Source organism: Microbacterium sp. SCN 69-37 (genome assembly GCF_001724435.1).
GTDB lineage: Bacteria > Actinomycetota > Actinomycetes > Actinomycetales > Microbacteriaceae > Microbacterium > Microbacterium laevaniformans.
Map to the genome: position 1 here is coordinate 21,943 of NZ_MEEL01000037.1, position 11,370 is coordinate 33,312.

The 11,370-nt window shown below is 71.1% G+C and carries 12 protein-coding genes and 1 tRNA gene; 10 read left to right on the top strand and 3 right to left on the bottom strand.

Annotated features, from left to right (window positions below; translation table 11 throughout):
- Position 1: 1 nt before the first annotated feature.
- Positions 2-1,237: an MFS transporter gene (locus ABS64_RS11370; protein WP_292683650.1), complete on the bottom strand. Its 1,236-nt coding sequence runs from the start codon at positions 1,235-1,237 to the stop codon at positions 2-4.
- A gap of 263 nt (positions 1,238-1,500) precedes the next feature.
- Here ABS64_RS11370 and ABS64_RS11375 point away from each other — a divergent pair, with 263 nt between their 5' ends.
- Both ABS64_RS11375 and ABS64_RS11380 read left to right on the top strand, forming a co-directional pair.
- Positions 1,501-2,811: an MFS transporter gene (locus tag ABS64_RS11375; protein WP_292683652.1), complete on the top strand. Its 1,311-nt coding sequence runs from the start codon at positions 1,501-1,503 to the stop codon at positions 2,809-2,811.
- 286 nt (positions 2,812-3,097) lie between these two features.
- Positions 3,098-3,931 carry an SDR family NAD(P)-dependent oxidoreductase gene (locus tag ABS64_RS11380; RefSeq protein ID WP_061682691.1) on the top strand — a complete coding sequence of 278 codons (834 nt, stop codon included), beginning with the start codon at positions 3,098-3,100 and terminating at the stop codon, positions 3,929-3,931.
- A gap of 70 nt (positions 3,932-4,001) precedes the next feature.
- On the opposite strand, the gene ABS64_RS11385 is transcribed toward ABS64_RS11380, so the two are convergent.
- Positions 4,002-5,036, bottom strand: a complete 1,035-nt coding sequence (locus ABS64_RS11385) for a beta-propeller fold lactonase family protein (RefSeq protein ID WP_363331286.1) — start codon at positions 5,034-5,036, stop codon at positions 4,002-4,004.
- A gap of 36 nt (positions 5,037-5,072) precedes the next feature.
- On the opposite strand from ABS64_RS11385, the gene ABS64_RS11390 reads away from it, so the two are divergent.
- The 5 genes from ABS64_RS11390 to ABS64_RS11410 all read left to right on the top strand — a co-directional run bounded on the left by ABS64_RS11390 (position 5,073) and on the right by ABS64_RS11410 (position 8,912).
- Positions 5,073-5,720: an NAD(P)H-binding protein gene (locus tag ABS64_RS11390; RefSeq protein WP_292683657.1), complete on the top strand. Its 648-nt coding sequence runs from the start codon at positions 5,073-5,075 to the stop codon at positions 5,718-5,720.
- Between the two features lie 37 nt (positions 5,721-5,757).
- Entirely contained in the window at positions 5,758-5,937 is a 180-nt protein-coding gene (locus ABS64_RS11395; protein WP_292683658.1) for a hypothetical protein, read from the top strand.
- 70 nt (positions 5,938-6,007) lie between these two features.
- Complete coding sequence (locus ABS64_RS11400; protein ID WP_005051328.1) at positions 6,008-6,562, top strand: NYN domain-containing protein; 555 nt, start codon at positions 6,008-6,010, stop codon at positions 6,560-6,562.
- Positions 6,563-6,647: 85 nt separating this feature from the next.
- The gene (locus ABS64_RS11405) at positions 6,648-7,220 is read left to right on the top strand and encodes a PadR family transcriptional regulator (protein ID WP_292683661.1); all 573 of its coding nucleotides are present in this window, start codon (positions 6,648-6,650) and stop codon (positions 7,218-7,220) included.
- A 6-nt stretch (positions 7,221-7,226) separates the two neighbouring features.
- Positions 7,227-8,912, top strand: a complete 1,686-nt coding sequence (locus ABS64_RS11410) for an AarF/UbiB family protein (protein WP_292683663.1) — start codon at positions 7,227-7,229, stop codon at positions 8,910-8,912.
- A 15-nt stretch (positions 8,913-8,927) separates the two neighbouring features.
- Here ABS64_RS11410 and ABS64_RS11415 read toward each other — a convergent pair whose 3' ends face one another.
- A complete protein-coding gene (locus ABS64_RS11415) occupies positions 8,928-9,827 on the bottom strand; it encodes a hypothetical protein (protein WP_292683666.1) in 900 nt (299 codons plus the stop codon).
- A 105-nt stretch (positions 9,828-9,932) separates the two neighbouring features.
- Here ABS64_RS11415 and ABS64_RS11420 point away from each other — a divergent pair, with 105 nt between their 5' ends.
- The 3 genes from ABS64_RS11420 to ABS64_RS11430 all read left to right on the top strand — a co-directional run bounded on the left by ABS64_RS11420 (position 9,933) and on the right by ABS64_RS11430 (position 11,360).
- Entirely contained in the window at positions 9,933-10,637 is a 705-nt protein-coding gene (locus tag ABS64_RS11420) for a CoA pyrophosphatase (RefSeq protein WP_292683668.1), read from the top strand.
- A 208-nt stretch (positions 10,638-10,845) separates the two neighbouring features.
- Entirely contained in the window at positions 10,846-11,232 is a 387-nt protein-coding gene (locus tag ABS64_RS11425) for a hypothetical protein (RefSeq protein WP_292683670.1), read from the top strand.
- A 39-nt stretch (positions 11,233-11,271) separates the two neighbouring features.
- A tRNA-Ser gene (locus ABS64_RS11430) sits at positions 11,272-11,360 on the top strand.
- Positions 11,361-11,370 lie beyond the last annotated feature (10 nt).

An 11,370-nucleotide genomic window follows, 5' to 3' on the forward strand; every position in this document is an offset into this window, starting at 1 on the left:
CTCAGTAGCGGCGGTGTGCGGCGGACGTCGCCAGCAGGTTGACGAGGGCGAACAGGGCGCCCGCGCCGAACAGCAGCGGATAGCCGATCATCGGGCTGAGCGAGGCGAGGACGGCGGGCACGAAGAAGCCGAGGTAGCTGAGCGAGTAGTAGACGGCGGTCAGACCTGCCAGATCGTCGGGGCCGGCGATGCGCTGCACCTCCTGCAGTCCGGTCACCAGCAGGAATCCGTAGGCCGTGCCGAGGGCTGCGGCGGCGATGATCGCGACGGGCAGCGACATGCTCACCGCGGCTCCCGCCGCCAGGGCCAGCCCGGTCGTCGTCGCCGCGAATGAGGCGACGATCGTCCGCGCGCTGCCGGCCCGATCGATGCGCCGCACGAGGCTCTGGGCTGCCACACCGCATCCGAGCGCGATGAGACACAGCAGACCCGCGAACCCGACTTCGAAGCCGGGCACCTGGGCGGAGAAGAGCACGGGCAGGATCGCATAGGCGCTCGCCGCCGTGCCGAACACCCACGGGGCGAGCGGGGCGACGACGAACACGAAGCGGCGGTGAGTCGCCGCCGGGATGCGGAGGTCGTCGCGCAGTCGACCCGGGTGCGCGCTGCGCGTGCGCGTCTCGGGGGCCGACCACATGAGCGCGAGAGCGAGCGCGCACAGCAGGACGTTGACGAGATACGGCAGCACTTCCGGAGCCGTCCCCGATTGCGCGATGGCGGCTGCCACCGCGGCTCCCAGGGCGAACCCGACCGTCAGCACCAGCGCTGCGCGGCGCGCACCGGCGCCGGCGTCGGCGCCGGTGTCGAACGGGGCCGTCGAGAGCTCTTTGATCCAGGCCGTGCCCACGGCCATCACGAGACCGAGCGCGAGGCCCGAGAAGACCCGGCCTGTGAAGAGTTGCGCGGCCGATCCGCCGCCGGCGGCGAGCACCGCAGACCCGGTGAGGGCGAGGAGCGGTGCGGGCAGGGCGAGAGCCCGGCGGCCGAACCGATCGGAGAGCGGGCCGCCGATGAGCAGGGCCGGCACGATGCCGAGGACATACGCGCCGAGGAGGAGGTTGACGGTCGGAGCGCTGAGGTGCTGCTCCAACCGGTATGTGACCAGCAGGGGGGTGAACTCATTGCCGCCCCACGCGACGGCGAAGACGGCGGCGCTCACCCGTACCCATGGCGTCAGGTGTGTGCGACGGGTGGCCGCAGTGACCGGAATCGGCAGTGAGGAGGTGGCGAATGACATGCGGTGCCCATCTGTGAGGATGCGGCGCCGTTGTCGCTGGCGGTCGGGGACTGTTCGATGCTACTCCGATTTGCAGTGTGGTCAGACCACCAGAGATATCCATCCGGTACACTCGAGAGTCGTGCTCCCTCGCGGAGCGCGAAGTGCATCTACCTGCTCCACCCAGCCATCCGACCGCGACGTCGCGGACGGCACCCGGCCCCGGATTCGTTCGGAGGGCAAGGCGGCACGTGAACAACGAGCCCATGTCCCGGAGGAACCCCGTGCACCACCCCACGACCGTCAGCGGTCGTTCATCGCTGATCGCGCACACCGGATGGGCCTACTGGCCGATCGCATTCGTTGCACGTCTGCCCTTTGCGATGATGACCGTCGGCGTGCTCATGCTCGTCGTCCACGCGACCGATTCGGTCGGCTTCGGCGGGCTCACCTCGGCCGCCGTCGGCATCGGCGTCGTCATCGCGGGCCCCATCATGGGCGATCTCGTGGACAGACACGGACAGCGGCGCGTGCTCGTCCCGGTGGGGCTCGCCAACGGCATCCTGCTCGCGCTGTTCCCGCTGGTCGCGACCGCAGACACGCCCCCGGGGGTGATCCTCGCCGCTGCTCTGGCGATCGGACTGACCGGACCGCAGGCGGCGGCCATGTCGCGCAGCCGGCTGCTGGCCATCGTCGCCGCGCGCATCGCTCCCGAGCGGCGCACGAAGACGACCTCGCGGCTGATGTCGTACGAGTCGGCTGCCGACGAGACGGCCTTCGTCATCGGCCCGTTCCTGGTCGGCATCCTCGCAGCCCTCATCGCACCGTGGGCTCCGATCGCGGTAGCCGCAGCGCTCAGCTTCGGCTTCGTGCTCGCGTTCGCGCTGCACCCCACCGCGCGCCTGCTGCAGAGTCGCGCCGGAACCGCCGCGGAGCGCGCCGCATTCCGCGCGGTGCTGACGCCCTCGATGCTCGTGCTGGTGGCGGCGACGTTCGGGGTGGGAATGTTCTTCGGCGCGGCGCTGACGTCACTGACGGCCTTCGCGCGGGCTGCGGGCGACGAGGCGCAGGCGGGCCTGCTCTACGGGCTCATGGGTATCGGCTCCGCGGTGCTCGCCCTCGGCGTCGTGCTGCTGCCCGCGCGCTTCGCCCTGCGCCACCGCTGGCTCGTCTTCGCGGGAGTGCTGACGGTGGCATCCGTCGGGTATGCGACATCGTCGAGCCTCGGTGTGGTCGCCGGCTGGCTGCTCGTCATGGGGCTCGGCGTCGGGCCGACTCTCGTCACGCTGTTCTCCCTCGCAGGTGAGCGCGCTCCCCGCGGACGATCGGCGACGACCATGACGCTGCTCAGCTCCGCCCTCACGCTCGCACAGGCGCTCGCCGCGGCGGCGACCGGCTGGATCGCCGAAGAGGTCTCGCTGGGCGTCGCGATGGCCGTGCCCGCGGCGGCTGCGGCGGTCGTGTTGTCGCTGGGCGTCGTGAACATCGCGATCGGGCGCCGTCACCGCGCCGTTCCCGCTCATCCGGCCGCAGATGTCGCTGCGGACGAGGCATGGCGACGCGACGGGACGGACGAACGCGCCCGCGTCCGCTAACACTGCTCGACAGCGCTGTCAATCCACCTGTGCGGCGGCGCCTCGTCCCCGAGACTGCCGGGATGACCCGCGACCAGTGCACGTTCAGCGATCCGGCCCCCCTCCGCGCCGATCTCTGCGACGAGACACGCCGCGGCGTCGGTCGCGCGTCCGGCCCATGTCATCGGCGAGACGCCGAACGTCAAGGGCGGCATCCCCTCGCCCTGATCCCTGCACTCCTCTCGGGTCGCGCTCGTGCAGGGGGCGGCCCGGCAGGACCCTTCGTCGGCGGACGTAGACTCCCGGGATGACCGAGAACGAGCCCCGCACGATCGTGATCACGGGAGCCAGCAGCGGTATCGGTGCCGCCGCGGCCCGACAGCTCGCCCTGGCCGGGCAGCGAGTGGTGGTTGTCGGGCGCGACCCGCGGCGGACCCGGCAGGTGGCCGAGGGGATCGGCATGCCGTTCCACGTCGCCGACTTCGCCGTCCTCGCGCAGGTGCGCGCGCTCGCCGATGAACTGCGGGCGAGCTATCCGCGCATCGACGTGCTCGCGAACAACGCGGGCGGCATCTTCGGCGATCGCACCGTCACGGTCGACGGATTCGAGGCGACCTTCCAGACGAACCATCTGGCGGCCTTCCTGCTCACCAATCTGCTGCGCGATCGCCTCGTCGACGCGGGAGCCGCGGTCATCCAGACCTCGAGCGTCGCCGCGCGACGTTTCTCGCGCTTCGACATCGACGACCTCAACGCCGAGCGGCGATATTCTGCGAGCTCGGCATACGGCAACGCGAAGCTCGCGAACATCCTGTTCACGAAGGAGATCGAGCGGCGCTGGGGCGACGACGGTGTGGCGGCGGCCGCATTCCACCCGGGCGTGATCGGCAGCAGCTTCGCGGCTACGGCCAAGGGACCGTGGCGCTTCATGTACACCAATCCCGTGACCAGCCGGCTGCTGACCTCGACCGATGTCGGCGGGGCGCGGCTGGCCTGGCTCGCGCTGGGCAAGCCGGGTCTGGACTGGGAGCACGGCGGCTACTACGTCGCCAACCGCCTGGCGCGCACCTCGCCGGTCGCCGCCGATCCGGTCATCGCCGCGCGCCTGTGGGAGCGCAGCGCGGAGATGGTCGGCCTCTGAGGCGGTTCATCCGTCCGCTCTGGTCGTCATCGGTCGGCGAATGCGGCGAGGCGGGACGGACGACGGGGCGTCAGTCGATGAAGCGCACCCAGTTGGCGCCGTTGCCGGTCTCGGCGCGCTGCAGCAGTTCCAGGCGCTCGCCGTCGACGGCATACAGCGAGACCGTCGTCGACTTCTCGCCGGCGGCCACGAGGTAGCGGCCGTCGGCGCTCGTGGCGAAGCCGCGGGGCTGCTGCTCGGTGACGGTGAAGGTCGCGGCATCCGAGACGGTGCCGTCGGCGGCCACCGGAACCGCGGCGAGCGTGCTCTCGGTGCGCTCCGACGCCCACAGCACGCGGCCGTCCGCGCCGGCGTGCAGGTCGGCGCCCCAGATGAAGTGATGGGCGAGGGGATCGGCGCCGAACTCGCCGTGGCCGAGACCCTTCGAACGGTCGAAGGCGGATGCCGCGCCCACCAGCTCCAGCGTGCCGGTCGCCGTATCGCGGGCGTAATGCAGCACCTCGCCGGAGAACTCGGTCATGACGTAGACGGCATCCTGCGTGTCGTTCACCAGCAGATGGCGCGGTCCGCTGCCGGCGGGAGCCGCCGCGGTCGCGGGCTCCAGCGGGACGAGGGCGAGCTCGTCGGCGATCGCGTACTGGGCGACGAGGTCGGCCCCGAGCGAGACGAAGTAGGCGAAACGGCCGTCGGCGCTGGGCAGCACGGAGTGCAGATTCGGGTAGGAGATCTCCGACACCGGCTCGCCGACGGTGCCGTCGGTGACGGGGGAGAGGATGCCGTAGCCGCCGCCGTAGCTCGCTCCCAGCAGTGCCGATCCATCTCGCGTGAGGGCGAGGTAGTTCATGCCGCCGGCGGGCAGATCGCGGCGCGAGAGGGGGGTGAGCTCACCGCTCGTGCGATCGAGCGAGAGGGTGACGATGCCGGCGGGATCGCCCTTGACCGCCGCGTAGACGAGGTCGCGCGCGGCATCCACGGCGAACGTGGAGCACCCCGTCAGTCCGTCGGTCACGGCGATGCGCTCCAGTGCGCCGTCGGTGAGACGGAAGGTCGAGAGGGAGCCGTCTGCAGCGTTGGCGACGAGGACGAGGGCAGTCGTGGCGGTCATGGTTCCAGCGTAGGCGGCGCCGCGTACGCTGGAGCCATGGCACGCATCCTCATCATCGGCGGACACGGCAAGGTGGCGCTGAAGGCCGAGCCGCTGCTCGCTCGGGCCGGCCACGAGGTCAGCGCGGTCATCCGCACCGCGGACCACGTCGATGACGTGACGACGGCGGGTGCGCATCCCGTCGTGGCCGACGTCGCGAGTCTCGACCTCGCGCAGCTGACCGACCTCGTCCGCGGTTTCGACGTCGTCGTCTGGTCGGCGGGTGCCGGCGGCGGCGATGCGGCACGCACGTACGCCGTCGACCGCGACGCGGCGATCCGCACGATCGACGCCGCCGCGACGGCGAACGTCGACAGGTTCGTCATGGTGTCGTACTTCGGTGCCGGGCCCGACCACGGCGTCGACCCCGACAACGGCTTCTTCGCCTACGCCGAGGCGAAGGCCGCCGCGGATGCGCATCTGCGCGCCAGCGGCGTCGAGTACACGATCCTCGCTCCGTCGACCCTGACCGACGATGACCCCACCGGGATGATCGAGACCACTGCCCCGTCGGGCACGTCGGTGTCGCGCGCCGACGTCGCCGCGGTGCTCGCGGCCACGGTCGACGAGCCCGCGACGCGGGGGCGCACCGTGAGCTTCAACGCCGGTTCGACGCCGATCGCGCACGCGCTGGCGGCCGGCTGAGGGGCGGCATCTGCGCGGGCGCCCCTACGCTGGACGCATGAGCAGGAGCACTCTCTGGAGCGTCGTCGGCGTGATCGTGGCGATCGCGATCGCCTGGGTGATCGTCAACGTGATCTTCAGCGTGCTGTGGTTCGTGGCGAAGCTCGTCGTGGTGCTGGTCGTCGCGGTGATCGTCTTCTTCGTGCTGCGGCGGCTGTTCGCCCGTAGCGACGGGTGAGTCAGCGCGCCCCTGCTAGCGTCGAAGGGCGCGGCCCGGGTGGGTGCGCGCGGATGCCGAGGGAGGCAACGTGACGGATCGCACCAGCTGGATCCTCGTCGACGGCGAGAACATCGATGCCACGCTCGGCGGATCGATCCTGGGCCGTCGCCCGCAGCCCGACGAGCGCCCCCGGTGGGATCGCCTGCTGAGCTTCATCGAGGAGCGCTGGCAGCAGCCGGTACGCGGCCTCTTCTTCCTCAACGCGTCGACGCATCTGCCCATGCCGTTCGTGCAGGCGCTGCTGGCGCTCGGCTACACCCCGGTGCCGCTGTCGGGTCCGGCCGATGCGAAGGTCGTCGACCTCGCCATCCAGCGGACGCTCCGGGCTCTCGAGGATCGCAGCGGCGACGTCGTCCTCGTCAGTCACGACCGCGACTTCGTCGACGACCTCGCAACCCTCGTCGACGATGACCGCCGCGTCGGGCTGATCGGGTTCCACGAGTTCCGCAGCAGCGAGTTCGCCGCCGTTCCCGGCATCGAGTTCTTCGATCTCGAGTACGACGTGCACGCCTTCGACGCCCAACTGCCGCGCGTGCGCGTCATCCCCATCGAGGAGTTCGACCCGGCCGAGTTCCTCGGCTGAGGACGCACGAACTCACGGCGCGAACACAGGTGAACGATATATCGTTCACTATCGCCGAGTGGTCGGCGCGATTTCGGGAGGCATCATGAACGGTTCATTCTCCGGTCCGGGCTTCGGCGGACGGGGGTTCGGCTCCGGCCCCTTCGCGGCCGGGTCGGCTGGCATGTGGGACGCGATGGAGAATCTCCGCGCATCCTTCGAGCAGCGCACCGGATCCCGCATGGGACGCGGCGACGTACGCGCCGCGGTGCTGGCCCTGCTCGCCGAGCAGCCGATGCACGGCTACCAGATCATCCAGGAGATCGAGCAGCGCAGCGACGGCGCCTGGAAGCCCAGCGCCGGCTCGGTGTACCCGACGCTGCAGATGCTCGCCGACGAGGGCCTGATCGTCGCCGAGGAGGCGAACGGCCGAAAGACGTATGCGCTCACCGACGCCGGTCGCGCCGAGGCAGAAGCCTCCGCGGACCGTCCGGCGCCCTGGGAGACACCGGGTCAGCGCGACGGCGGCCGCATGAGCGCGCTGCCGAAGGCCGGCTTCGCGCTCGCGCAGGCGGTCGGGCAGGTGGGGCGCACCGGCACGCCCGAGCAGGTGCAGGGCGCCGTCGAGATCCTCGACGAGGCCCGTCGCCGCGTGTACGCGCTGCTCGCACAGGGCTGATCGGCGGTGCAGTCCGGCTCACGCGCGCGGTACCGGCGCATCCTCCGCTTCGCCGCACTGTCGCTGGCGCAGACCTGGTGGTACGACCTGTTCCTGCCGCGCGTGGGCCTCGCGCGCCCCGCCGCGCGCTCGCGCAGCGCGCGGATGCAGCGCGTCGCCCGCCGCTTCCACGCGCTCGCCGTCGACCTCGGCGGTCTCATGATCAAGGTCGGCCAGTTCATGTCGTCGCGTCTGGACGTGCTGCCGCCGGAGATCACGAAGGAACTCGAGGGGCTGCAGGACGAGGTGCCGCCCGTGCCCTTCGCCGATATCCGCGCCGCCGCCGAGGCGCAGCTCGGGATGCCGCTGGAGCGCGCGTATGCCTGGTTCGACGAGACTCCTGTGGCCGCGGCATCCCTGGGGCAGGCGCACCGCGCCCGACTGACGCCGGCAGATGCGACGCTGAGCGGATTCGGCGCCGTCGTCGTGAAGGTGCAGCGCCCGGGGATCGACGAGATCGTCGACGTCGACCTGGCGGCGCTGCGCCGAGTCGCAGGGTGGCTGAGTCGCGTGCGGCTCGTCTCGGACCGCGTCGATGCGCCCGCGCTGGCCGAGGAGTTCGCCGCGACATCGCGCGAGGAGATCGACTACCTGCACGAAGCGCAGAACGCCGAGCGATTCGGCGCGGACGTGGCGGATGACCCCGCCGTCGCCGTGCCGGAGGTCGTCTGGGAGCGCTCGACGCGCAAGGTTCTGACGCTGCAGGATGTGACGGCGATCAAGATCTCCGACGTCGCGGGCCTGCGCGCGGCCGGCATCGATCCCGTGGAGGTGGCCGAGGTCTTCGCGACGACCATGTTCACGCAGCTGTTCCGCACGGGTTTCTTCCACGCCGATCCGCACCCGGGCAACGTCTTCGTGACGCCCCGCCCCGCCGGCGCGGATGCCGCGGCGCCGGCGTGGACACTGACCTTCATCGACTTCGGCATGATGGGCATCGTCGACGACCGGCTGCGCTCAGGGCTTCGTACCGTGCTGCTGGCCGTCGCGGCTCGCGACAGCAAGAGACTGGTGCAGGGCATTCTCGATGTCGGCGCGCTCTTGCCCGGCGCCGACACCCGCGAGCTCGAGCGTGCCTACGCGAAACTGTTCGCTCGCTTCGGCGGCATGGGATTCGCGCAACTGCGCGAGGTCGATCCCCGCGAGTTCCGCGACTTCGCGGAGGAGTTCGGCGATGTCGTGCGGAGCCTGCCGTTCCAGCTGCCGGAGAACTTCCTGCTGATCGTGCGCGCCATCTCGCTCACCTCGGGCGTGTGCAGCACGCTGGAGCCCGAGTACAACATCTGGGAGAGCATCGAGCCGTTCGCCGGTCAGGTGCTGCGTGATGAGGGCGGCAACGTCGTGAAGGACGCGCTCGCGCAGGTCGCGGAGGTCGCCACGACCGCGTGGCGTCTGCCCGGACGCCTCGACGGGCTCATCACGGGTTTCGAGGAGGGCACGGTGTCGGTCGACATGTCGCGCCTCGAACGCCGACTCGATCGCCTGGAGCGGATCGCTCAGCGTGGCCTTGCTGCGGTGGTCTTCGGCATCCTGCTCATCGGCGGCATCCTGCTGCGAATGACCGACGAGGTCTTCGGCGTCGCGATGATGATCGCGTCGCTCGTCCCGCTGGCTGCGACGGTGATGCCGCGCCCGCGAAATCGGCGCCGGTAGCCGCCGCTAGGGCGCTCAGCCCGTTGCCGCGGTGAGCAGCGCGTCGACCACGGCATCGGTGGCGTGCGGCGCGACGTGCAGGTTGAGGGCGGGCTCGACGAGTTCGACCTCCAGCAGCGCCAGCCCGTATGCGCGCGAGCGCACCGTGTCGACGCGGGCGTACAGGGGGAGCGGGCCGCCGGTGACCGTCTGCACGGCCTGCACGACGGCGGTGGCGAAGGCGATCTCGTCGTCGTAGGCGGGCACCTGCTCGGGATGCTCCTCGTAGACGCCGCCGATGAGTCCGCCGCCCACCTCCAGCAGCGCACCCTTGGAGGTGGCGTGCGTGAAGCGTCCGTCGATCAGGTAGAGCGCCTTCTCCCACCCGCGGGACAGTTCGGGCACCTCGGGCTGGATCATCGCGGTGCCGCCGGCCTCGATGATCCGTGTCGCCAGCTCGAGCGCCCGCTCGTCGTCGGCGTCGAACAGGCCGGTGTCGCGCGCCCCCGCCGATACCGCCGGCTTCACGACGACGCGGTCGTGCGCGGCCAGCGCCGCGCGGACGTCATCGACGCTCGTCGCGTACGCGGTCGGCACCACGCGGATGCCGGCGCCTTCGAGGTCGGCGAGGTAGTGCTTGTCGAGGTTCCAGCGCATCGTCGCCGGAGCGTTGACGACGCGGGTGGATGCCGCCGCGCGCTCGAGCCACGCCTGGAACTCATCGGGGCGCTCGGGGTAGTCCCACGGAGAGCGGACCGCGAGCAGATCGAAGGCGGCGAGATCGACGGTGGCGTCGTGCCAGACGACGGCCTCGGCCGCCGCGCCGCGAGCACGGAGCGCGTCGAGGAGGATCGGCGTGTCGTGGTCGGGGTCTTCGTCGGAGTAGAAGGCGGCGTCGGTGACGACGATGCCGATCCGCGGTGCAGGCGAGGTCACGAGAGACCACCCTACCGAGGGCGTTCTCCTTGACCGGGCCCCTCCTTTCGCTTCGGGTGAGTTCCGTGCGTCGCCGTAGCGGTCGGCGCGTCGTAGCCTGAACGGGTGCCCTCCGACTCCGCCGCTCCCGTCGTCGGGGCACGCGCCGAGCTGACCGCTCTGGCTCGCGATGGCCGGGACTGGACAGCCCCGCTGCGGCACCTGCCCGCAGGCGTCTCGCCGCGCGCCGCCGCGGTGCTGATTCTGTTCGGCGTGCTCGATGACGTACAGAGCGCACACGCGGCGCAGGATGCCGCGGTCTCGCGCGACCTCGACGTGCTGCTGCTGGAGCGTGCGACCACGCTCCGCGCTCATCCGGGACAGGTTGCGTTTCCCGGAGGACGCCTCGACCCCGCGGATGCCGGGCCCATCGCGGCCGCACTGCGCGAAGCCGAGGAGGAGACGGGGCTCGATCCGGCCGGCGTCGAGGTGCTGGGCGCGCTGCCGCCGGTGCCGTTGGAGTTCTCCGGGCACCTGGTGACTCCCGTGCTGGGGTGGTGGCGGCATCCGTCGCCCGTTCGCGTCGTCGACGACGCCGAGTCGGCCGCCGTGTTCCGCGCGCCGGTCGCCGACCTGCTCGATGCGCGCAACCGCGGGGTGACCGTCATCGAGCGTGACGGACAGACGTGGCGCGGGCCCGCCTTCGAGGTGCAGGGTCATCTCGTCTGGGGTTTCACCGCGATGGTGATCGACGCGCTGTTCGACCGGCTCGGCTGGACCGAGCCGTGGGACCTGGGCGCCCAGACCCGGCGAATACCGCTGCCGATCTAGGCTGCCGGGCGCCCTGTGCCCGCGGCGGCGCGGGCCCGGAACGGTGGCGCGATCTGCGGTGTGCGCGACGTCGTGAGCGCCGTTTGCGACCCCGCGTTCCGTGTGGCTGCTGGGCGTTTCGCCAGCACGCCCGATGAACCTGCTCGGTCCGTGGAGTTGGCGCGGACCGGCGTGTGACGATCGGCGAGCACGATCGGAGAAGGAACACATGGACGAACGTCGGCAGGCGCGCGACGCACTCTCGCGACGGACCCTCCTGACCGCGGGCGTGGGTTCTGCGGCGGCGCTGACGCTCTCGACCCCGTTGGCCGCGCGGCTGGGGCTCACTCTGGAGACGACGTGGAAGAAGGACGACACGGCCGCGCTTGCCGCGGCGCTGCGTACGACGACGGGGTGCACGCTCGTCGCGTGGGAGCACGAGCTGATCCCCGACATCCTGAGCCACCTCGGATCGATCGACCCGCCCCCGCCCGCCGCGTGGCCGGGGGATCGATTCGACCTGGTGTGGTGCCTGAGCCCCGCGGATGCCGGGGCGTGGCGGTTCACGCAGGTGCCGCAGCTGCTGCTCGCCGGGGACCTTCTCGCGACCGCGTGAGCGACAACGGCCGTCGCGGCGGCTGATAGGATCGTCGACGGAAGTGTGTCCGAGCGGCCTAAGGAGCATGGCTGGAATCCATGTAGGCGGGGTAACTCGCCTCGCAGGTTCAAATCCTGTCACTTCCGCTCAGCCGAG